Origin of the sequence: Rugamonas brunnea (genome assembly GCF_014042345.1) — a bacterium.
GTDB classification, from domain to species: domain Bacteria; phylum Pseudomonadota; class Gammaproteobacteria; order Burkholderiales; family Burkholderiaceae_D; genus Rugamonas; species Rugamonas brunnea.
This window is the reverse complement of the sequence record NZ_JACEZT010000015.1, coordinates 102992-126154: the sequence shown is the minus strand read 5'-3', so window position 1 is coordinate 126154 and position 23163 is coordinate 102992. Positions and strand designations below refer to the sequence as shown.

Sequence of the window (23163 nt, the reverse complement as noted above, 5' to 3'; positions counted from 1 at the left end):
GGGCATAGTCATGGCTAAATTTTTCATCGACCGGCCCATCTTCGCGTGGGTGGTGGCGATCGTCATCATGCTGGCCGGCGCGCTGGCGATCCACGGGCTGCCCGTGTCGCAGTACCCTAGCATCGCGCCGCCGTCCATTTCCATCACCGGCTCCTATCCCGGCGCCTCGGCCCGCACGGTGGAAGATGCCGTCACCCAGGTGATCGAACAGAAGATGAAGGGCATCGACGGCTTGCGCTACATGTCCTCGTCCAGCGATTCGGCCGGCGGCATCAACATCACGCTGACCTTCCAGAACGGCACCAATCCCGACATCGCGCAGGTGCAGGTGCAGAACAAGCTGCAACTGGCCACGCCACTGTTGCCGGCCCCCGTGACGCAGCAGGGGCTGGTGGTGTCCAAGGCCACCAAGAACTTCCTGATGGTGCTGGGCTTCATCTCCGAGGACGGCAGCATGAAGCAGGCCGACCTGGGTGACTACGTGGCCGCCAACGTGATCGACCCGCTCAGCCGCGTGCAGGGCGTAGGCGACGTGACGCTGTTCGGTTCCCAGTACGCGATGCGCATCTGGCTCGATCCGGCCAAGCTGCAAAGCTACCAGTTGACGCCGGCCGACGTGAGCGCGGCCATCACGGCGCAGAACACGGAAGTGTCGGCCGGTGAGCTGGGCGGCGCGCCCGCCGTGCCGGGCCAGCAATTGAACGCCACCGTGACGGCGCAAAGCCGTTTGCAGACGGCCGAACAGTTCGGCGCCATCCTGCTCAAGACCTCCGCCAACGGCGCCACCGTGCGCCTGCGCGACGTGGCCCGCATGGAGCTGGGCAGCGAAAGCTACAACACCGTGGCGCGCTACAACGGCCATGCCGCCACCGGCGTGGCGATCAAGCTGGCCACGGGCGCCAACGCGCTCGACACGGCCGCCGCCGTCAAGCACAAGATCGACTTGATGGGCAAGCAGTTCCCGGCCGGGATGAAGGCCGTGGTGGCCTATGACACCACGCCGTTCGTCACGCTGTCGATCGAGGAAGTGGTCAAGACGCTGGCCGAGGCCATCGTGCTGGTGTTCCTCGTCATGTACCTGTTCCTGCAAAACGTGCGCGCCACGCTGATCCCGACCATGGCCGTGCCGGTTGTGTTGCTGGGCACCTTCGGCGTGCTGGCGGCACTCGGCTATTCGATCAACACGCTGACCATGTTCGCCATGGTGCTGGCCATCGGCCTGCTGGTGGACGACGCCATCGTGGTGGTGGAGAACGTGGAACGGGTGATGACGGAAGAGGGCTTGTCGCCGAAGGAGGCGACCCGCAAATCGATGGGCCAGATCACGGGCGCGCTGGTGGGCATCGCCCTGGTGCTGTCGGCCGTGTTCGTGCCCATGGCCTTCTTTGGCGGCTCCACCGGCGTGATCTACCGCCAGTTCGCCGTCACCATCGTGTCGGCCATGGTGCTGTCGGTGCTGGTGGCGATGGTGTTCACGCCGGCCCTGTGCGCGACCTTCCTCAAGCCGGTGGAAAAGGGTCATCATGCGGCCAGCACCGGCTTCTTCGGCTGGTTCAACCGCAGCTTCGAGCGCGGCAGCAGCCGTTACCAGGGCTGGGTGGGCGCGATCCTGCGCCGCGGCGGGCGTTCGATGGCGCTGTACGCGATCCTGCTGGCCGTGCTGGCGCTGGCCTTCATGCGCTTGCCTACCTCGTTCCTGCCGGCGGAAGACCAGGGCGTGCTGTTCGCCCAGGTGCAACTGCCCACCGGCGCCACCCAGCAGCGCACGCTGAAGGTGCTGGACCAGGTTGAACATCACTTCATGGTGGACGAAAAGGATGCCGTGCAGTCCATCTTCACGGTGGCCGGCTTCAGCTTCGGCGGCAATGGCCAGAACACGGGTATCGCCTTCGTGCGCCTGAAGGACTGGGAGGAGCGCAAGGGCGCCACCCTGCGCGCACCGGCCGTGGTGGGCCGTGCCATGGGCGCGTTCTCGCGCATCAAGGACGCGATGGTGTTCGCGTTCGCACCGCCGGCCGTGCTGGAGCTGGGTAACGCCAGCGGCTTCGACCTGCAATTGCAGGACCAGGGTGGCGTGGGCCACGACGCGCTGATGGCGGCCCGTAACCAGTTGCTGGGCATGGCGTCCAAGAATCCGCTGCTGGTGGGCGTGCGTCCCAACGGCCAGGAAGACACGCCGCAGTACAAGATCACGGTGGACCAGCAGCAGGCCGCCACACTGGGCCTGGCCATCGCCGACGTCAACAAGGTGCTCAGCACCGCGTGGGGCGGCGCATATGTGAATGACTTCGTCGACCGTGGCCGCGTGAAGAAGGTCTACATGCAGGGCCAGGCCGATGCGCGCATGGTGCCGGAAGACCTGGGCAAATGGTTCGTGCGCAATGCGGCCGGCGAGATGGTGCCGTTCTCCGCCTTCGCGAGCGGCCAGTGGATCTACGCCTCGCCGCGCCTGGAACGCTACAACGGCATGCCGTCCGTGGAAATCCTGGGCATGCCGGCGCCGGGCCAGAGCTCGGGTGTGGCCATGGCCGAGATGGAGAAGATGGCGGCCCAGCTGCCGCCGGGTATCGGTTACGAGTGGACCGGCCTGTCGACCGAGGAACGCGATTCGGGCGCGCAAACGCCGGCCCTGTACTCGATCTCGATCCTGATCGTGTTCCTGTGCCTGGCCGCGTTGTATGAAAGCTGGTCGGTGCCGTTCTCGGTGCTGCTGGTGGTGCCGCTGGGCGTGATCGGCGCCGTGCTGGGCACCTGGGCCTTCCACCTGTCGAACGACTTGTACTTCCAGGTCGGCCTGCTGACCGTGGTGGGTCTGGCGGCCAAGAACGCGATCCTGATCGTGGAATTCGCCAAGGAGCTGCAGGAGCAGGGCATCCCGCTGCACCAGGCCACGCTGCAGGCCGTGCGCCTGCGGCTGCGCCCCATCCTGATGACGTCGATCGCGTTCGGCCTGGGCGTGCTGCCGCTGGCCGTGGCCAACGGCGCCGGTTCGGGCAGCCAGAACGCCATTGGCGTGGGGGTGTTGGGCGGCATGCTGTCGGCCACCTTCCTCGGCATCTTCTTCGTGCCACTGTTCTTCGTGCTGGTGCGCGGCCTGTTCGCCGCCAAGCGCGGGGTGGTGGCTCCAACCGCTGTTGCGGAGTAAAGCATATGAACAAGACCTTGATTTCCATCGCGGCGGCCGTGCTGCTGTCCGGCTGCAGCCTGGCGCCCGTGTACCAGCAGCCGCTGGCGCCAGTGGCGCAAGCCTGGCCGTCTGGCGACGCCTACAAGCCCGCGCCCACCGCGCCCGGAACGCAGGCCGCCGCCGATATCGCCTGGCGCGACTACTTCACCGATGCGCGCCTGCGCCAGGTGATCGCGCTGGCGCTGGCCAACAACCGCGACTTGCGGGTGGCTGCGCTCAATATCGAGAAGGCACGCGCCCAGTACGGCGTGACCAGCGCGGCGCAGCTGCCGTCCGTATCCGCTTCCATGAGCCAGAACGCGGCACGGACGCCGGCCAACATGCGGCCGGATGGCGAAGCAGCCATCAGCCGCCAGTACAGCGGCGGGCTGGGTGTGGCATCGTATGAGCTGGACTTCTTCGGCAAGGTACGCAACCTGTCCGAGGCGGGCTTGCAAACCTACCTGGGCACGGAGGAAGCGCGCCGCGCCGCGCAAATCAGCCTGGTGGCAGAGGTGGTCAACAGCTACCTGACGCTGGTGGCGGACCAGCAGCGGCTGGCGCTGGCGGCCGACACGCTCAAGAGCCAGCAGATCAGCTATGAACTGAGCCAGCGCCGCTTTGCCGCTGGCGCCACCTCCGGCGTCGACATGTACGAAGCGCAAAGCAGCGTGGAGGCGGCCCGCAACGAGATGGCCGTCTACACGGCGCAAGTGGCGCAGGACCGCAACGCGCTCACGCTGCTGGTGGGCGGCGCCGTGCCGGATGACTTGCTGCCGCAGGGCGAACTGGAAGCAGTGACGCAAACGGCCAGCCTGCCGGAGGGCATGCCGTCCGACGTGCTGTTGCGCCGGCCCGACGTGCTGCAGGCGGAACGGACGCTGCGCGCGGCCAACGCCAACATCGGCGCTGCGCGCGCCGCCTTCTTCCCCAGCATTTCGCTGACGGCGACGGCGGGCAGCGCCAGCGGCGATCTGGCCGGCCTGTTCAAGGGCGGCTCCTCGGCGTGGACTTTCATGCCGCAGATCCGCCTGCCGATCTTCGACGGCGGCGCCAACCGCGCCAACCTCACTATCGCCAAGGTGGACCGCGACATCGCTGTCGCTAAATACGACAAGGCGATCCAGAGCGCGTTCCGCGACGTGGCCGACGCGCTGGCCCAGCGCGGCACGCTGGACGAGCGACTGGCCTCGCAGCAGGCGCTGGCCGACGCGTCGGACAAGAGCTTCCGCATCCACGAGGCGCGCTATGAGAAGGGCGCCGAGTCCTACCTGAACGCGCTGGTGTCGCAGCGCGCGCTGTACGCGGCCCGGCAAAGCCTGATCACGGCGCGCCTGGCCAAGGCCAGCAATGCCGTCACGCTGTACAAGGTGCTGGGCGGCGGCTGGCAGGAGGAGGGCGGTGGGCAGGTGGCTGCGGCGGGCGCCGGCGCAGGCGTCGGAGCAGGTGCCCGCACGCGCGCAAATTGACAAACGCCGCCGGCTTGTCCACAGTATCGCCTGAACCAGATATCACGAAAGCAGCCATGAGCATCACGGAAAAACGCCATACGGACCCGGAACGGGCGCAGAGCCGCCGCAGGCAGGTGCTCGACGCGGCGGCCACCTGTTTCAGCCGCAGCGGCTTCCACGGCGCCAGCATGGCCGAGATATCGAAGGCGGCCGGCATGAGCGCCGGCCATATCTACAACTACTTCGACGGCAAGGACGCCATCATCGCGGCCTTCGTGGAAGAGGAAGTGGAGCGCGTGGCGCTGCTGCTGCGCGACCTGGAGCAGAAGGACGATCCGCTGCAAGCGATCGTCGACGAGAGCGATAACTCCGTCGACGAACACATGGCGCCGGAATTCTGGAAGCTCAAGCTGGAAATCTTCGCCGAAGCGTCGCGCAATCCCAAGGTGGCGGCCGTGCTGGTGGATGCGGACCGCCGCATGCGGACGCAGTTCCGCGCCATCGTCAAGGCAGGGCGCGAGCGGCACGGCCTGGATGCCGACGATGTCACCATCGATGGCCGGCTGGAGGCGACGGTCGCGCTGTTCCAGGGGCTGGCGCTGCGGGCGCTGCACTATCCGGAACTGGACAAGGCCGCGCTCAAGCGCGCCTACCGCGTCGGGCTCTCCGCCTTGCTGCTGTCGTAGCGCGCCGCGCTTGCCGAAGGTTATACCCGTTGCCCAATCACCTGTAAGGAACCCGCATGACTTCCTACGTTTTCCCTGCCCATGACATCGTCGGCCTGCCTGTGGCCGGCACTGAACAGCGCTTTCCCGTGCGGCGCGTCTACTGCGTCGGCCGCAACTACGCCGCGCACGCGCGCGAGATGGGCTACGATCCCGAGCGCGAACCGCCGTTCTTCTTCTGCAAACCGAACGACGCGCAGGCCGTGGTGCCGGTCGCGCCGGGGCAGGTGCTGGAGCTGCCGTATCCGCCGGCCACGGCCAACCTGCACTACGAGTGCGAGCTGGTCGTGGCGCTGGGCGTGGGCGGCCGCAATATCGCCGTGGAGGACGCCGCGCGTCACATCTACGGCTACGCCGTGGGCCTGGACATGACGCGCCGCGACCTGCAGTTCAAGATGCGCGACGCCGGCCGGCCGTGGGAAGTGGGCAAGGCCTTCGACTTCTCCGCGCCCGTGGGCACACTGGTGCGCGCGGCCGAAGCGGGCGACATCAACCACGCGACCATCACACTGGACGTGGACGGCGTGCGCAAGCAGGACAGCACCATTGCCCACCTGATCTGGTCCGTGAGCGAGACGATTGCCAACCTGTCGACCTTGTTCGCGCTGGAGCCGGGGGACTTGATTTTCACCGGCACACCGGAAGGCGTGGGCGCCGTGGTGCGCGGCCAGGCGCTGGTCGGGCGGGTGGATGGCTTGCCGGAACTGGCCGTCAAGCTGGTGTGAGCGTTTCGGCCCGGGAATATCCGAGCTAAATGTAAGGTTTATTGTGGAAAGGTCTTCCGCAAGTATGGCAAAAGGATAAGCGGGCTGCTATAATGCTTGCCTAGTCGGGGCGTAGCGCAGCCTGGTAGCGTACTTGCATGGGGTGCAAGGGGTCGGAAGTTCGAATCTTCTCGCCCCGACCAATAGAATCAACGAGATAGGCCAACCTTCGGGTTGGCCTTTTTCGTTTTCTCCAGGCAGCAGGAAAATTAGAAGCGATGGCGGATGCCAATATCGGTGCCGGTGTTACCCGTCCCCGTATCCGTGCCATTGCCCACCGTATAGGCGGCGCCGTTGCGGTTGTCAATATGGCCGTAGCTCAGATAGAGGTCGGTACGCTTGGACAGCCCGTACAAATAAGCTACCGCCCACTGATGCGCATCCTTGTTGGCGGCGGTTTGATCGTCATGGCGGATATACGAGGCCAGCACCGTGTGCGGGCCGGTCGACCAGGTGCCGCCCAGCACATCGTCCTTGCTGCGGGCGCCCGCCAGGCCGTGGGTGACGCCGTGTGCGAAGTCCACGCTGAACGCGCCGACCTTGTACTTTGCCACGACCAGGCTGTAGCGCGCGCTATCGCTGGCGTCGGCATTTTCCTTGATATGGTTGGTCAGCGTCACATTCAACGGGCCATCGGCGTAGCTGAGCGCCGCGCCCAATGTGCGGTTCCTGGCGCTGTCGCCAGCGGCTTCTCCCGCGCCGTAGGCCACATCGGCGGCAAAACCCGCGTAGCGTGGGGTCTTGTACTCCACCATATTGTCGACCCGCGTATTGCCGGGAATGATGTTGTTGACATTGCCAGCCAAGCCGCTTTCAAACGGGTCCACGACATCGCGCAACGTGGTGTACAGCGGTGAATACTGGCGCCCCAGCGAGATGGCGCCATATTTGCCGGACAGGCCGACGAAAGCTTGGCGGCCGAACAACAGTCCGCCCTGGCCGGCGCTGCCGGTGTCGATGTTGTAGCCGTTTTCCAGCTGGAAGAAGGCGCTCAGGCCGTCGCCAAGGTCTTCCTTGCCCTTGAAGCCCAGGCGCGAGCCGGAGCCCACGCCGCTGCTCACGCGACTGACGCTGCCGGCGGCGCCGCCGGTTTCGCGCACGATGCCGGCGTCGGCGATACCGTAGATGGTGACGTTGGATTGCGCCGAGGCGACGCCGCAAAGGCATCCGATGAGCGCGAGGCAGGTGGTGTGCGATTTCATGTGTTCTCCCTGTTTTGAAACGTTGTTATAAAAAGATGAGCAAGGCCGGTGTGGCCGTTGACAGGCGTGCGCGTCCTCCCGGCGCCCGGCAGGACGCCTGTCTGTCAGGACAATCGGTAAGGGTGGTTCTGCGTGTCGTCTATGCGGCCAGCGGCGATAGCCGCGGCCTGGTCAACTGCGCCGGTTGCAGGAGTTGACGCAATTCGGACTCGGTCAGCAGGCCGTGTTCGACGACCAGTTCCGCCACGCCCCGGCCGCTGCTGAGTGCAAGCTGAGCGATGCGGGTGGCGGCTTCGTAGCCGATGTAGGGAGTCAACGCGGTCACCAGGCCGATGGAGTTTTCCACACTGGCCTGCAGGGCGGTGCGATTGGCGGTGATGCCGTTGATGCAGCGCGTCGCCAGCAGGGTGCATCCCACGGTGAGGTGGCTGATGCTCTTGAACAGGCTGTAGCCGATGATGGGCTCGAAAGCGTTCAGCTGCAGCTGGCCGGCTTCGGCGGCGAAGCTGACCGTGACGTCGTTGCCCAGCACTTCGAAGGCGATCTGATTGACCACCTCGGGAATGACGGGATTGACTTTGCCGGGCATGATGCTGGAGCCGGCCTGCATGGCCGGCAAGTTGATCTCGCCGAAGCCGGCGCGCGGTCCGCTCGACAGCAGGCGCAGGTCGTTGCAGATCTTCGACAGCTTCAGCGCCACCCGCTTCAGCACGCCGGACAGCTGGACGAAGGCGCCCACGTCCTGGGTCGCCTCGACCAAGTCTATCGAGGTCGACAGCGGCGCGCCGCTGATCTGGCGCAGCGCGACGCACACCAGCTCCGCATAATCGGGGTGGGCGTTGATGCCGGTGCCGATGGCCGTGGCGCCCAGGTTGATCTCGCACATCAGCATCGCCGCCTCGCGCAGGCGTTCCTGGTCTTCGGTCAGCATCACGGCATAGGTGGCGAACTCCTGTCCCAAGGTCATGGGCACCGCGTCCTGCAGCTGGGTGCGTCCCATCTTGATGACATCGGCGAACTCGGCGGATTTGGTGCGGCACGCCAGTTTCAGCACGTCCATCGCCGCCACCAGGTCATCCATCGCGCGGTAGGTCGCCAGCCGAAGCGCGGTGGGGTAGACATCGTTGGTGCTCTGGCTCAGGTTCACATGCTCGTTGGGATGGAGCACATGATAGGCCCCGCGCGGCTGGCGCAGCAGATCCAGCGCCAGGTTCGCGATCACTTCATTGGCGTTCATATTGGTGGAGGTCCCGGCGCCGCCTTGTATCATGTCGACCACGAAGTGCTGGTGAAACTCGCCTTCGATGATTTGCTGGCATGCGGCGACGATGGCGTCGAGGTGCGCGCTGCTCAACAGCTCCAGCTTGTGGTTGGTGAGCGCCGCCGCCTGTTTGACCATCGCCAGTGCGATGATCAGGCCCGGCCATTGCGAAATGGGCGTGCCGGAAACCGGGAAGTTTTCCAGCGCCCGCAATGTGTGGATGCCGTAATACGCGCTGTCGGGCACGGTGCGTTCGCCCAGCAGATCGTGTTCTATTCGTGTTGCCATGCTCATCCTGTCTCTCCTTGCTTGAATGGGACTTCGCCAACGCCGCGTTGGGGTGCAGCGGATGGAAGTGATTCTAGAGACGCGATGCCAGGCATTTATGCCGATTCAGCATACATTGATGTCATACGGGAATGCCACAGCTCCGGCGATCGAGCCCGAACCGCGTCGCATTGCGCCGGCTACGTTGCTATGCCTGCGTCGCATGGGGTCAGGTCTAAATTGCATAACTTGGCGGTCGGACATGGATATCGTATGAGCTATCTCCCGCATACCACAAAGCCCATGTCTCCTACACCTACATTCCCCACTTCCACCGGCGCCGCGAAGATCTGCATCGGCATCATTGGCGGTCTCGGCGCGCTGGCCGGCGCCGACGTGCACGGCAAACTGTTGCGCAGCATCGCAGCGGGCGGCCACGCCAGCGACTATGCCGTTTTATATGAGCAGCATCCGTTCCAGGGCGAGGGCCGGCTGGAAGGCGGCGCGCCCGAACTGGCTGGCCGCATGCTCTACATCTACGATATGCTGCAGCGCTACGAAGGGGCGGGCGCGCACTGCGCGATGCTGCCTTGCTTTATCAGCCATACCTTCCTGCACCAGTTGCGCATTGAGCTGCGCCTGCCGATCATCAGTCTGATGGATGCCCTGTTGGCGGCGCTCCGGCAAAACGCCCCCGCGGCGCGCACCGTCGGCGTGCTGACCTCCGACTATGTGCTCGGCCAGCGGCTGTTCGAGCGGCATCTGGAACCGGCCGGGTATCGGGTGCTCTATCCCTCGCCGCAGGTACAGCGCGATCGCGTGATGGAGGCGGTGTATGGCCAGGCAGGGTTGAAAGCCCATGACCGGTCGCCGGGGGCGGTGGCGCTGCTGCTGGAAGCGTGCCGTAGCCTGATGGCGCAAGGCGCGGATTTGATCGTGCCCGGCACCACGGAAATCGCTATGATAGCGAGCCTGCTGAATGTCGCCGGCATACCGGCGATGGACAGCAACCAGGCCTACGTCGACTACGCGCTCGCGATCCGCGAGCAGATGCCGCCGCAGTCGTTCAAGATCGGCATCATCGGCGGTGTCGGTCCCGCCGCGACGGTTGATTTTATGGACAAGATCATCGTGAATACGAGCGCCGACCGGGATCAGGAACACGTCAAATTAATCGTCGAGCACAACCCGCAGATCCCCGACCGCACCGCCAACCTGATCGGCGACGGCGAGGACCCCACCCTGGCAATCTACGCCGCCTGCAAGCGCCTGGAAGCCAATCATGCCGACCTGATCGCGATTCCCTGCAACACCGCCCACGCTTATCTGCAGCGTATCAGTGCGCAGGTCGCCGTGCCGATCATAAACATGCTGCACGAAACGGTCCATCACATCACACGGCACCACCCGGAGCATCGACGCGTGGGCTTGCTGGCGACCAGCGGCACCATCCAGAGCCGCGTCTATCATGACGCGGCCGCTGGCGCGTCGTTTGAACTGCTGGTCCCGGACCAGGCGCATCAGGCATTGGTGATGCGCGCCATCTATGGCGAGCGGGGCATCAAGGCCGGCTATCTGGAGGGGGAGTGCAGGGCGGATCTGATGCTGGCGCTGAACCACCTGGTGCAGGCCGGCGCCAGCGTGGTGATCCTGGGCTGCACCGAACTGCCATTGCTGTTGCGGGAGGATGCGGCGTTTCCGCTTGGAGAACGCCGTATCGTGCTGCTGGACCCCACCGCGATCCTGGCGCGACGCTGTGTTGAACTGGCGCGCGGCGGCGCGTAAGGGGGGAGAAAGGCGGGCAGCCACCGCTGCCCGCCCAGGCGCTTCAAAGTGCCTGATTGCTTGGATTTTTCAACAGTTTTTTCAGCGCCTCGCTCATTGGAAACTGCAACGACGGCGTGATAAACCATTTGGCATAGATCTTGTTGAACTCGCCGCTGGCCACCAGCGCCGACAGCGTTCGATTGGCGATGCCGTGCAACTGGACATCCTGCTTCCGCATCATGATCCCCAGCGCGTCGATTGAGAGGGGGGCGCCAACGATCGCATAGTCCTTGGGGTGGGTGGAGTGCGCGATGTACTGGGCGAATTGAATATCGTCGCTGACGAAGGCATCCACCTTGCCGCTGTCGAGCGCCTCGAAACCATCGGTGAAGTCCTTCACCCGCACATAGTGGATGTTCAATCCCTGTTCGACATCGATTTTGCTCAGCAGCGGCGCCACGCTGGCGCCCTGTGCAATGGCGACGCGATGTCCTTTCAACCCGGCCACGCTGTTGATGGTGCTGGAGGCATGCGTCAGAATCCGGCTCGATGTCACGAACGTCGTATTGGCGAAGGTGACCTGTTCCGCGCGCTCGCGGGTATTGGTGGTGGAGCCGCATTCCAGATCGATCTCGCCATCCACCAGCTTCTGGATGCGGTCGCTTGACTTGACCTCCACATACCTTACCTTGAGGTCCGGCGCCCATTCCTTGCGGATATTGTCGATGATATGCGCGCACAGATCGAGCGTGTAACCAGTGGGTGCCGCGCTTCCGTTACGCATGGAAAACGGCACCGAGGCGGGGCGGTAACCCACGACGATGGTGCCATTGGCTGCGATTTTTTGCAGGGTGCCGGCCGGATGTTCCGCGTGGCAGAGCGTGGACATGCCGAAGCAGAGCAGGGCGCCGATTGAGAATTTTGAAGTGAGGGACATGGATAACTCCATCAATGAAATAAAGCCACCGGCTGAGCCGGTGGCTTAGTGGACGAGGCTTGCTCAGGGGACGGCGGCGATCGCCGGCTGGCTTGCGGCAAGGGCAACCGGACTGGTTTCCCACTTGGACACGACCGCGGTGGCGATACCATTGCCCAGCACATTGGTGGCGGTGCGCGCCATGTCGAAGATCTGGTCGATGCCCATGATGAGCAAGAGTCCGGCTTCCGGCAGCCCAAACATGGGCAGCACGGCCGCGACCACCACCAGCGAGCCGCGCGGCACGCCCGCCATGCCTTTGCTGCTCACCATCAAGACCAACAGCATGGTCAGCTGCTGGGTGAGCGACATGTCGATGTTGTAGGCCTGGGCGATGAAGAGCGCGGCGAACGATTGATACATCATGGAACCGTCCAGATTGAACGAGTAACCGAGCGGCAGCACAAAGCCTGTGATCTTGTTATCCAGTCCGAACTTTTCCAATTGCTCCAGCAGCTTGGGATAAGCGGATTCGCTGCTGGCCGTCGAGAAGCCCAGCATGATGGGTTCGCGCAGCATGGACAGCAGCGTGAAGACGCGCGGCCCGATGAAGGCGAAGCCGGCGACGATCAACACCGTCCACAGGACCGCCAAGGCCAGGAAGAAACTCCCCAGCAACTTGCCGTAGGTGGCCAGCGCGCCGAAGCCCTGTACGGTGATCGCCGCCGCCATCGCGGCAAACACGCCGAGCGGGGCGAAGCGCATCACGTAGCCGGTGAGCCGCAGCATGATGCCAGTCACCTCGTCCGTGAATGTGACCACCGTGCGCGCTTCCCCCGGTCGCGCGGACGCCGCGGCGCAGCCAAAGAACAGGGAGAACACCAGGATCTGCAGGATTTCGTTATTCGCCATCGCTTCGAAGAAGCTCTTCGGAACGAGGTGGGTCACGAAATCCTTGAGGCTGAAGTTCGCGGTGCTCAGCTTGGTCGCCGAACCCAGTTCGGGCAAAGGCAGGCCCAGCGCCTGGCCGGGATGCAGCAGATTGGAAAACAGCAAGCCCAGCGACAGCGAAACGAGCGAGGCCAGCACGAACCAGATGAAGGCCTTGACGCCGATGCGGCCGAGGGCCTTGCCATCGTTCATGCTGGCGATGCCGCTGACCAGGGTGGCCAATACCAGCGGAGCGATGATCATTTTGATCAGTCGCAGGAACAGGTCGGTGACCAGGCTGAAATAGCCGGCGATATCCTTGGCGTCGGCTGGCGTGGCGGCTTGGCCGTGGCAGACTGCGCCCACCGCGATCCCCAGGATCATGGCGATCATAATCCATGTAGTTAATTTAACGCTTCTCATGCTTGTCCCGCTCCCATTGGTAAGAACTGTATTTTTAGGTGGCTCCTGCGGGCTGACCGGTGGAGTATTTCCACGGAAAGACCTTTGGAGATGCACCCAGTGTAGGATTGCGGGACGGCTGATTTATGCTACTTCGGCATATAACTATTCCGAAACTGCAAATCGAAGCTGGCGCATGGATGGAAGCCTGGCCAGAGTTTGGCGGAGAAATTACGGCAGTTGATTCCAGACGCTCTCAAGTAATGGCTTGCCGGGGCCGAGCGTGCGGAACATGCGTATTTCGAGATTCATGGACCACTGATCGCCCCCGGCGCGGACCAGCGTCCCTTCCGCCAGATCCTGAGCGATGCAACTTTCGGGAAGCCAGGCAACGCCGTGACCGGAAAGGGCCATTGTCCTTAATAGCTCTGCCAGATCGCTCTCGTAGTAGTGCTGCAGACAGCATGGCTGATCCACACGGGACTGAATACGCTGAACCACACGTCCAAAATACGAGGTCGGCGTATAGCCGAGGTATGGCACAGGAATGTTTTTCGCGCCAGGCAGAGAGAATGCCGGCGATCCCGAGCGGCCGGGTATCGACACTGGCATCACGGTTTCGTCGCCGATGTGCTTGAACGTGAAGCGCTGGGCATCAAGCTCAATCGGCAGTTCGGCGTGGTGGTAGCACAATAGCAGATCGCAATTGCCCTCAATGAGCGAGAGCACGGAGTCGTGCACGTTGGTGGGGAGAATACGGACACGCAAGTGGTCGTTAGGCATCTGCAACGAGTTGAGCCAATTCGGGAAGAAATTCAGTGCCAGGGCGTGGCCTGCGGAGACGCGCAGGACTTGCCCCTTGTTTTCCTCAACCCGTAATACGGCACGCGCATCATTCAATTGGCGCATCGCTTCTGTGGCTGAGCTACTAAATAGCTTGCCAGCCGGGGTCAGGACTAAAGGATAGCTGCTACGGTCAACCAGGTCGGCGCCAACCCAGGCTTCGAGCGCCTGGATGCGTCGGCTGAAGGCCGACTGCGTGACGTTGCGGTCACTGGCCGATCTCGAAAAATTGCGTGTTTGTGCAAGGCTTAAGAAGTCTTCCAGCCATTTGATGTCCATGAAAACCAACCTCCGTAACCCAAGCTCATTATACGGTTAGCGCAATGATTGCTTATGCTCGAAATTCATAACGGTAGCGCAAACTTGCATAGATGCCGTATTGGACGGGTTCGAGCCTGAGCGTATCGGCAGTCGCAAGCTATATTTCTACGATACCACGACGCGCGCGGCGTAAATTTCCTCCCGGCTTGCCGAATCGCGACGCTCTTGTGCTAAAATGAGTGATCACTCCGTTATGGAGGGTTCGGAAGATCGCATATGGCACGCCCAAAAAGTGAGGAAAAGAGAAAGCATCTGCTTGAAGCTGCTGCGGCGGCAGTGGCGGAGCGGGGTGTTGGCGCCTCGACAGCCCTGATCGCCAAAATGGCCGGTGTTGCCGAAGGCACCTTGTTCCGCTATTTTCCCAGCAAAGAAGCGTTGTTAAATGAGACTTATCTGTTCCTGTGCGAGCAGATGACCCAGGCCTTGAGCCAGGCATTCGAAGCGTCACAGCCCTTGCCGCAGCGGGCGAGGGCAATCTGGGACCGCTATATCGATTGGGGATTGGCGAACCGGAGTTGGCACCGTGCGACCGCACAATTGAGCGTGACGGAAATCCTGACGGAAGAGACGCGCGCCGCCGATGTCGCGATGTTTCCGGACGTCGGCCTGGCGGAGGCGCTTGCGAGTAGTGAGATCCTCGCAGGCAATAGCCCGCGCTTTGGCGATGCATTGCTGGTGGCGATTGCCGATGTGACCATCCAGTTCGCTGCCATGGAGCCCAACCGCGCTGAGGCCTACAAGATCAGCGGCTTCAAGGCGTTTCAACGGATGTTCCTCGATTAACTTTTTTTTTGCTCATTAAATGAGTGAGTACTTGCGTAACGAAATATCAAAACCTAACTTGGAAACTCAAATGAGAAACAAATCAATGGCTCTGCTGGCGCGTCCAGCGGGCGTCGTTTTCCTCGCATCGACGGTGATGCTGATCGCCGGATGCGAGTCCCCTCAACCGGCGCCGGCCGTGGCGCCGCCGCCGCAAGTCGGCATTTATACGGTACAGGCCCGGCCCTTGGCGCTGAGCACGGAGCTGCCGGGCCGCACGGCGGCGTTCCAACTGGCCGAGGTGCGTCCCCAGGTCAGCGGCATCATCAGGACGCGCGCATTCACCGAGGGCGCCGATGTGAAAGCCGGCGAGACGCTGTACCTGATCGACGCGGCAAGTTACCAGGCCGCACATGGCGCGGCGAAAGCCACCCTGGAGCGCGCCGAGGCGAACCTGCTGACTGCGGCGCCCAAAGCGCGGCGCTACAAGGAGTTGCTCGCGGTGGAAGGCGTGAGTCGGCAGGAGCTGGAGGAGGCGCAGGCCGCCGAGGCACAGGCGCGGGCTGACGTGGCGGTCGCCAAGGCGGCATTGGAGAGTGCCAGGATCAACCTCGCCTACACCAAGGTCACGGCGCCGATCGCCGGGCGCATCGGGCGCTCAAACGTGACGGCCGGCGCGCTGGTGACGGCGGGCCAGGACAGCGCGCTGGCCACGCTCCAGCAGCTCGATCCCATGTACGTCGATCTGACCCAGTCCGGCGAGGAACTGATGCGTCTGAAAAAAGCCCTGCAAGACGGCGCCATGAAGAAGGCGGCTGGCCAGGCGCGGGTGGCCTTGAAGCTGCCGGATGGCAGTACCTACGCCCAGGAAGGCCGTCTGCAATTCGTCGATGCCCGGGTCGATCCCGGCACTGGCAACGTCACGCTGCGGGCGATTTTTCCCAATCCTAAACACGATCTGATGCCGGGGATGTTTGTGCGCGCGGTGATCGAGAACGGCATGGATGAACACGCCATCGTCGTGCCGCAACAAGGTGTGACCCGCAATCCGCAGGGCGAGGCGACGGCCCTGGTGCTGAATCAGAAAGGCATCGTCGAACAGCGCGCGATCGCGACGTCGGGCACATGGAAGGACCAGTGGATCGTGAAATCCGGCTTGAATGAAGGCGACCGCGTGATTGTGGAAGGTCTGCAGAAGGTGCAGCCAGGCGCGCCGGCCTCGGTCGCGCCGGCAAAGAGCGCGGCAGCGGTCAAGCCCAACCCGGCGCAGTAAGGACACGATCATCATGGCAAAATTTTTCATTCAACGGCCCATCTTTGCGTGGGTCATCGCCATCGTCATCATGCTGGGCGGGCTATTGGCCATCAAGGCATTGCCTGTCGCGCAGTACCCCAATATTGCGCCGCCGACGATCCAGATCACCGGCGGCTATCCGGGCGCTTCGGCCAAGACGGTGGAAGATGCGGTGACCCAGGTGATCGAACAAAAAATGAAGGGCATTGATGGCCTGCGCTATATCAGTTCGACTTCCGATACGACGGGCGCGGTCAGCATCACGCTGACCTTCAAGAATGGCACCGATCCGGACATTGCCCAAGTCCAGGTGCAGAACAAGCTGCAACTGGCGACGCCAACGCTGCCGGCCGAGGTCGTACAACAGGGCCTGGTCGTCTCCAAGTCGACGGCAAATTTCCTGATGGTGCTGGGCTTTATGTCCGAAGACGGCAAGCTGCAAAACGCGGAACTCGATGACTACGTCGCGTCGCAAGTGGTGGAGCCGTTGTCGCGCATCCAGGGCGTGGGCGACATCCAGCATTTCGGCACGCAGTTTGCGATGCGCATCTGGCTGGACCCGATCAAGTTGCAGAGCTACCAGCTGACTCCAAGCGACGTCATCGCCGCCGTGCAAGCGCAGAACGCCGAAGTGTCGGCCGGCGAGTTCGGCGCGGCGCCCGCCGTGCGTGGCCAGCAGCTCAACGCCACCGTGACGGCGCAGAGCCGGCTGCAAACGGCCGAGCAATTCGGCGCCATCCTGCTCAAGACCAGCGCGAATGGCGCCCAGGTCCGTCTGGCCGACGTCGCGCAAGTCGCACTGGGGAGCGAGAACTACGGCGCCGTCGTGCGCCTGAACGGCAAGCCGGCCGCCGGCCTTGCCATCAAGCTGGCCACCGGCGCCAATGCCCTTGAAACGGCGGAGGCGGTGAAGTCCAGGCTGGCCGTGCTTGAGCAGGGCTTTCCGCAAGGGGTGAAGTCCGTGGTCGCGTTTGACACAACCCCGTTCGTTGAACTGTCGCTGGAAGAGGTCGTGAAGACCCTGGTGGAAGCGATCGCCCTGGTATTCGTCGTCATGTACCTGTTCCTGCAGAACTTCCGTGCCACCCTGATCCCCACCATGGCTGTTCCCGTCGTGTTGCTCGGAACGTTCGCGGTGCTGTCCTCGGTGGGTTACACGATCAATACGCTGACGATGTTCGCCCTGGTGCTTGCCATCGGCCTGCTCGTTGACGATGCCATCGTCGTGGTCGAGAACGTTGAGCGTGTCATGTCGGAGGAGGGGCTGTCGCCGAAGGATGCGACGCTGAAGTCGATGGGGCAGATCTCCGGTGCCTTGGTCGGCATCGCGATGGTTATCTCGGCCGTGTTCCTTCCCATGGTGTTTTTCGAGGGTTCCACCGGCGTCATTTATCGCCAGTTCTCGGTGACGATCGTGTCGGCCATGGTGCTGTCGGTGCTGGTGGCAATGGTCTTCACCCCGGCCTTGTGCGCCACCTTCCTTAAACCTGTGCACAAAGGTCATCAGTTGGCCAACCGTGGTTTTTTCGGCTGGTTCAACCGCACCTTTGATCGCAGCAGCAAAAAATACCAGGGGATGGTGGGCGCGCTGCTGCGTCGCACGATGAAAACGATGGTGGTCTACCTCGGCCTGCTGGCCGGCCTGGCGGTGCTGTTCACGTCCTTGCCGACGTCGTTCCTGCCGGAGGAGGACCAGGGCGTTGTGTTCGCACAGATTCAACTGCCGACTGGCGCAACGCAAGAACGCACGCTGCAAACGATCTCGGAAGTCGAGCACTACTTCATGACGAAAGAAGCATCCAACGTGGAGTCCGTATTCTCGGTTGCCGGCTTTTCCTTTGGCGGCAATGGCCAGAACAACGGCATGGCGTTCGTCAAGCTCAAGGACTGGTCCAAGCGGCCGGGGGAGGAAAACCATTCGGCGAGTATCGCTGGCCGGGCCATGGAAGCGATCATGCAGATGCGCGACGCGCTGGTATTCACCTTCACGCCGCCGGCCGTCATGGAGCTGGGCAACGCAGCCGGCTTCGACCTCCAGCTGACCGACCGGGCCGGCCTTGGCCACGCAGCGCTGATGGCGGCACGCGACCAGCTATTGGCCGCTGCGGGGAGCAATCCCAAATTGGCGGGTGTACGTCCCAACGGGCAGGACGACACGCCGCAGTACCGGCTCACGATCGATCAGCACAAGGCTAGTGCGCTCGGCTTGAACCTCGCCGACATCAACCAGGTGCTCTCGGTGGGCTGGGGCTCGGCCTACGTCAATGACTTCATTGATCGCGGCCGCGTCAAGAAGGTGTTCATTCAGGGACGGGCTGAATCGCGCATGGCGCCGGAGGATCTCGACAAATGGTCTGTTCGCAATGCCGATGGCAACATGGTGCCGTTTTCCGCGTTCGCCGGCGGCGAGTGGGGCTACGCTTCGCCGCGCCTCGAGCGCTACAACGGCAGTTCTTCGGTGAATATCCAGGGCAGCCCCGCACCCGGCGTGAGCTCCGGCGACGCCATGCTGGAGATGGAAAAGCACATCGCCCAACTTCCGCCCGGCATAGGGTTTGAATGGACGGGACTGTCGCTGGAGGAGCGCGAATCTGGCGCCCAGACGACGATGTTGTATGTCCTGTCCGCCCTGGTGGTGTTCCTCTGCCTGGCGGCCCTGTACGAGAGCTGGTCGGTGCCATTCTCTGTGCTGCTGGTGATCCCGCTTGGCGTGGTCGGCGCCGTGCTGGCGACGTGGGGCGGCGGCATGGCAAACGACGTGTACTTCCAGGTGGGCTTGCTCACCGTGGTCGGTTTGTCCGCGAAGAACGCCATCCTGATCGTGGAATTCGCCAAAGAATTGCAGGAGGCAGGTACGGCGCTGCGCGAAGCCACACTGATTGCCGTCCAAATGCGTTTGCGTCCGATCCTGATGACGTCCATCGCGTTCGGACTGGGCGTCTTGCCGTTGACGCTGGCAACGGGCGCTGGCGCTGGCAGTCAGAACGCCATTGGCTTTGGTGTGCTTGGCGGTATGTTGAGCGCCACCTTCCTTGGCATCTTCTTCGTTCCCGTTTTCTTCGTCCTGGTGCGCAGCTGGTTTGTTCAAGCGCCGGTGCCGGAACCTGGCGCCCTCGTTAAGGAGGCACATTCATCATGAAAAAATCTTTGATCTCACTTGCGGTCGTGGCACTGCTCTCCGGCTGTAGCTTAGCTCCCGTCTATGTGCGGCCGGCGATGCCCGTTGCGCCGCACTGGCCTGATGGCGATGCCGCTCCGCGTCCGGTGGCGCTGGCGGCAAAGCCGGAACCGTATGCACTTGGATGGCGCGAATTCATCGTCAATGAGGACCTGCGCAAGCTGATCGACGTGGCCCTCGCGAATAACCGGGACCTGCGCATCTCCAGCCTGAATATCGATCGGGCACGTGCGCAATACGGTCTGGAACGTGCTGACCGCATTCCGCATATCGATGCCAATCTGGGACAAGCGGCAAGCCGGGTTCCGTCGCGGCTGTCCGCCACCGGTGATGGGTATGTCGCCCGCCAGTACGGTGCCGGCTTGGCGATCACGGCGTTTGAGCTGGACTTCTTCGGCCGTGTCAGCAGCCTGTCCGAAAGCGCGCTGCAAAGTTATCTCGGCACGGTGGAGGCGCGCCGTGCGCAGCAGATAGCGCTGGTGGCGGAAGTAACGAACGCGTGGCTGACGCTGGCGGCCGACCAACAACGCTTGCAGTTGTCGGAAGCAGCGTTGATCAGTCAGCAAAGTACCTTGGCGCTATCGCAACGCCGGATGCAACTGGGGAGCGCATCCAGCCTGGATGTGTACGAGGTGCAGTCCAGCGTCGAGGCGGCGCGCAATGACGTGGCGGTCTACCAGGCCCAGGTGGCGGCCGACCGGAACGCCCTGGCGCTGCTGGTTGGGCGTTCCGTTCCCCCGGAGCTGCTTCCGCAAGCGAGTCTGGGAACCGTCGCGCGGTTGGCGGAGCTGGAAGAGGGCATCCCGTCCTCTGTCTTGCAGCGTCGTCCGGATGTGCTGGAGGCTGAGCGTGCACTGCAGGCCGCGAATGCAAATATTGGCGCGGCCCGTGCCGCCTTCTTCCCCAGTATTTCATTAACGGCTTCCGCAGGCAGTGCCAGCAGCGATTTGTCCGGCCTGTTCAAGACCGGTTCCCGGACATGGACCTTCAGTCCCCAAGTGAATCTGCCGATCTTCTCGGGCGGCGCCAATCAGGCGAATCTGGAGATCGCGGAAGTCACGCGTGATATCTCGGTGGCGCAATATGAGAAAGCCGTCCAGTCAGCGTTCCGGGAAGTGGCCGATGCCCTTGCCCAGCGCGGGACATTGACGGAACGCCTGGCGTCGCAGACCGCCCTCGTTGCAGCATCTGAAAAGAGCTACCGGATCCATGAGGAGCGTTACCGGCAGGGCGCGGAATCCTACCTGAGCGCGCTGGTCTCGCAGCGGGCGATGTACGCCGCGCAGCAGGGCCTGATCACGGCGCGCCTGGATCGCATCAGCAACCAGGTGGCGTTGTACAAGACGCTAGGGGGAGGGTGGCAGTAACCATCGCTGAGCGAGGCGCAGGCGCCTCGCTCGCTGTCTGACGCCGGCATCCGTCGTGCACTGATGCCGGCATTTCCCCCGTACCGCTGCGGCCCATCCCGTGGGCGGTTATCGCAGCAATCAATTTCCGTTTTGAAATATTTGACCCCGCGCCATCCGTCGCGCGCGGTCAACGCCTGCCCGTCTCCGTGCCCGCCGCACCGCCCTCCGTTTGCGCGAAAAGCGACAGACAAATCCCCACCTGGAAATTTTTCAGGATTTAATTGTCTTCATGACCTAAGTTTGGTAATCTGTACTAATAAGAGGGCGATCCGGTAATGATGCCCAGCTTGGTGATGATGAATAACCCAACTTCGTTAGGAGGCAGCATGGACGATATTGATAGCAAACGGGATGAAGCGCCGGAGAAGGCAACGCTCTCCCGTCGTGGTTTTCTCGGTATGGCAGCGTCGGTGACGGCGGGCGCGACGGTAGCGGTGCTGCCGAAGGTGGCGGGCGCCGCGATGGCAGCAGGCGATGAACGCGACGTCCTCGACGTCGCCATCATTGGCGCCGGCCTGGCCGGCCTGACGGCGGCACGCGACCTGCGGCGCGCCGGCTGCGAATCCTTCGTGGTGCTGGAAGCGCGCGACCGCGTCGGCGGCCGTACGCTGAACCACGACCTCGGCAACGGCTATTTTTCGGAAGCGGGCGGGCAATGGATCGGCCCGGGCCAGACGGCTGTTGCCGACCTGGCCCGCGAGCTGGGCGTTGGCACCTTCCTCACCTACTGGCAAGGCAAGATCGTCATGCTGGCGGGTGATGCGCGCGCCACCGTCGAATGCGATGGCGGCTTTGCCACGGATCCGACATTGCGCAAGGAACTGGAGGACCTGGCACGCAGCGTGCCGACTGCTGCGCCGTGGTCCTCGCCGCGTGCAGCCGAGTTCGACTCTATGTCACTGGCTGACTGGTTGGCGAAGAAGAATCTCAGCCCGGAAGATCAACTCAGCTGGGCGCTGGGCGCGCAGCTGACGACAGGCACCACGCCCAACAAGCTCTCTTTGCTGCACTATCTCTCGCTGATCAATTCTGCCGGTTGCGACTACCGGAGGTTGGAGGCCGTCAAGGACGGCGCGCAGGAGAGCCGTCTCGTGGGTGGCTCGCAGATACTGTCCATCAAGATGGCAGAGGCGCTGAGCGACAAGCTGCGCATGTCCAGCCCGGTGCTGCGCATCGAGAACTGGCAAAACGGACCGGCCACCATCCACACGGCCAAAGGTGTGGTCCGTGCGCGCAGCGTGATCGTGGCGCTCGGACCGCCACTGTGCCAGCAGATTGCCTTCGACCCGCCGCTGCCGGAAAAGCGTCGCGAAATGCAGCGCCGCTGGCCCGCGTTTGCGCCGATGCGCAAGACGGCGCACGTCTACAAGAAGGCGTTCTGGCGTGAGAAAGGCTACAACGGTGCTATCGTTCCGCTGAATAGTCCGGTTCAATTTGCTTTCGATAACTCCCCGGAGGACGTCTCGTTTGGCGTGATCTCGGCCTTCATTAATCCCGGTGTGCTGTCGTCCGATAAGAAGACGGCCGAGGTCGAACTGTCGCGCATCTATGCCAAGGCTTTCGGCGAAGAGGCATTGCATCCCATCGCCTACCACGACCACGACTGGGGCAAGGCGGATCAATGGTCGCTGAGCTGCACCTCGCCGATACCGCCCGGTTTTCTCACCAAGTATGGCGATGTGCTGCATCCGTCGATTGGTCGCCTGATCTGGGCGGGCACGGAAACCGCCGAAATCTGGATCACCACCATGGACGGCGCCATCCGCTCCGGCCATAAAGCGGCCCTGCAGGCGCTGCAAGCCGTAGCAGGGAGGAAGGCATGATGAGTAATGCATCCAAACCGCGCGGCCTCGGCAAACGCATCCTGCTTCTGACGGGTGGCCTGCTGCTCGCGGCCACGGCGGCCGGCGCCATCCTCTACGGCCCTGAATTGCTGGGCCTGATCCAGCTGGGCAAGCAGATTGACGCAATCTCCGCCGAGAACACGCGCGTCGGCGGACCTTGGCCGCGCGCCAGCGAAGCCTGCGTGTCTTGTCACGGCTTTAACGGTAATGCGCAGGCCCAGACTTATCCGCGCCTGGCAGGGCAGCCGGAAGCTTATCTGAAGAAGCAGCTGCAGGCCTTCGTCAGCGGTGAGCGCAGCGATCCGACCATGACGCCAATGGCGCTGAGCATGTCGGAAGGTGAGCTCAACGGGCTGGCTGCGCATTTCGCCAAGATGCAGCTCTTGCCCAACGCGACCTTCCATGCCGATCCGGCGCAAGTGAAGCGCGGCGAAGCGCTGGCCAAGGCCAACAACTGCGCGGCCTGTCACGGCCAGCAACTGGAGGGCAAGGACGCGTTTCCGCGCCTGGCCGGACAGGGCTACGGCTATTTGCAGACGCAGCTGACGCGCTTCAAGAGCGGTGTGCGGCGTGACGCCAGCGGCGCGATGCCGGCGGTGGTGGCGGCGCTGTCGTCCCAGGATATCGACGATCTGGCGCAATTCATCGCGAGCCAATAAGG

Annotated in this window: 16 protein-coding genes and 1 tRNA gene; 12 read left to right on the top strand and 5 right to left on the bottom strand. The window is 63.2% G+C overall.

Going from position 1 to position 23163, the window contains the following annotated elements; genetic code table 11:
* Positions 1 to 10 precede the first annotated feature (10 nt).
* The 5 genes from H3H37_RS20265 to H3H37_RS20245 all read left to right on the top strand — a co-directional run bounded on the left by H3H37_RS20265 (position 11) and on the right by H3H37_RS20245 (position 6249).
* Positions 11 to 3145 (top strand): efflux RND transporter permease subunit, encoded by a 3135-nt coding sequence (locus H3H37_RS20265; RefSeq protein WP_182165889.1) that lies wholly within the window; start codon positions 11 to 13, stop codon positions 3143 to 3145.
* Positions 3146 to 3150: 5 nt separating this feature from the next.
* Positions 3151 to 4635, top strand: a complete 1485-nt coding sequence (locus H3H37_RS20260; protein ID WP_182165887.1) for an efflux transporter outer membrane subunit — start codon at positions 3151 to 3153, stop codon at positions 4633 to 4635.
* Between the two features lie 56 nt (positions 4636 to 4691).
* Positions 4692 to 5303, top strand: coding sequence for a TetR/AcrR family transcriptional regulator (locus H3H37_RS20255; protein ID WP_182165885.1), 612 nt, complete (start codon positions 4692 to 4694; stop codon positions 5301 to 5303).
* A gap of 56 nt (positions 5304 to 5359) precedes the next feature.
* A complete protein-coding gene (locus tag H3H37_RS20250) occupies positions 5360 to 6067 on the top strand; it encodes a fumarylacetoacetate hydrolase family protein (protein WP_182165883.1) in 708 nt (235 codons plus the stop codon).
* Positions 6068 to 6172: 105 nt separating this feature from the next.
* Positions 6173 to 6249 (top strand) — tRNA-Pro (locus H3H37_RS20245).
* 66 nt (positions 6250 to 6315) lie between these two features.
* Here H3H37_RS20245 and H3H37_RS20240 read toward each other — a convergent pair.
* Complete coding sequence (locus tag H3H37_RS20240; RefSeq protein ID WP_182165881.1) at positions 6316 to 7308, bottom strand: porin; 993 nt, start codon at positions 7306 to 7308, stop codon at positions 6316 to 6318.
* A 139-nt stretch (positions 7309 to 7447) separates the two neighbouring features.
* Complete coding sequence (locus H3H37_RS20235; protein WP_375540022.1) at positions 7448 to 8857, bottom strand: aspartate ammonia-lyase; 1410 nt, start codon at positions 8855 to 8857, stop codon at positions 7448 to 7450.
* Between the two features lie 252 nt (positions 8858 to 9109).
* Here H3H37_RS20235 and cuyB point away from each other — a divergent pair, with 252 nt between their 5' ends.
* Positions 9110 to 10621 carry a cysteate racemase gene (gene cuyB / locus H3H37_RS20230; RefSeq protein WP_229218933.1) on the top strand — a complete coding sequence of 504 codons (1512 nt, stop codon included), beginning with the start codon at positions 9110 to 9112 and terminating at the stop codon, positions 10619 to 10621.
* Between the two features lie 43 nt (positions 10622 to 10664).
* Here cuyB and H3H37_RS20225 read toward each other — a convergent pair whose 3' ends face one another.
* The 3 genes from H3H37_RS20225 to H3H37_RS20215 form a co-directional block, all read right to left on the bottom strand.
* On the bottom strand, positions 10665 to 11540 hold the full coding sequence (locus H3H37_RS20225; protein ID WP_182165877.1) for an amino acid ABC transporter substrate-binding protein: 876 nt from the start codon (positions 11538 to 11540) through the stop codon (positions 10665 to 10667).
* A gap of 63 nt (positions 11541 to 11603) precedes the next feature.
* Positions 11604 to 12872, bottom strand: coding sequence for a dicarboxylate/amino acid:cation symporter (locus H3H37_RS20220; RefSeq protein ID WP_182165875.1), 1269 nt, complete (start codon positions 12870 to 12872; stop codon positions 11604 to 11606).
* Between the two features lie 210 nt (positions 12873 to 13082).
* Positions 13083 to 13973 (bottom strand): LysR family transcriptional regulator, encoded by an 891-nt coding sequence (locus tag H3H37_RS20215; RefSeq protein WP_182165873.1) that lies wholly within the window; start codon positions 13971 to 13973, stop codon positions 13083 to 13085.
* Between the two features lie 258 nt (positions 13974 to 14231).
* Here H3H37_RS20215 and H3H37_RS20210 point away from each other — a divergent pair, with 258 nt between their 5' ends.
* From H3H37_RS20210 to H3H37_RS20185, 6 genes are all read left to right on the top strand, one after another.
* Complete coding sequence (locus tag H3H37_RS20210; protein ID WP_182165871.1) at positions 14232 to 14798, top strand: TetR/AcrR family transcriptional regulator; 567 nt, start codon at positions 14232 to 14234, stop codon at positions 14796 to 14798.
* A gap of 70 nt (positions 14799 to 14868) precedes the next feature.
* Positions 14869 to 16050: an efflux RND transporter periplasmic adaptor subunit gene (locus H3H37_RS20205; protein WP_229218932.1), complete on the top strand. Its 1182-nt coding sequence runs from the start codon at positions 14869 to 14871 to the stop codon at positions 16048 to 16050.
* 13 nt (positions 16051 to 16063) lie between these two features.
* Entirely contained in the window at positions 16064 to 19210 is a 3147-nt protein-coding gene (locus H3H37_RS20200; protein ID WP_182165869.1) for an efflux RND transporter permease subunit, read from the top strand.
* Positions 19207 to 20616 carry an efflux transporter outer membrane subunit gene (locus H3H37_RS20195; protein WP_182165867.1) on the top strand — a complete coding sequence of 470 codons (1410 nt, stop codon included), beginning with the start codon at positions 19207 to 19209 and terminating at the stop codon, positions 20614 to 20616. Before H3H37_RS20200 ends, H3H37_RS20195 begins: the two co-directional genes overlap by 4 nt.
* A 368-nt stretch (positions 20617 to 20984) precedes the next feature.
* The gene (locus tag H3H37_RS20190; RefSeq protein WP_182165865.1) at positions 20985 to 22481 is read left to right on the top strand and encodes a flavin monoamine oxidase family protein; all 1497 of its coding nucleotides are present in this window, start codon (positions 20985 to 20987) and stop codon (positions 22479 to 22481) included.
* Positions 22478 to 23161: a c-type cytochrome gene (locus H3H37_RS20185; RefSeq protein WP_182165863.1), complete on the top strand. Its 684-nt coding sequence runs from the start codon at positions 22478 to 22480 to the stop codon at positions 23159 to 23161. Before H3H37_RS20190 ends, H3H37_RS20185 begins: the two co-directional genes overlap by 4 nt.
* The last annotated feature ends 2 nt before the right edge of the window (positions 23162 to 23163 follow it).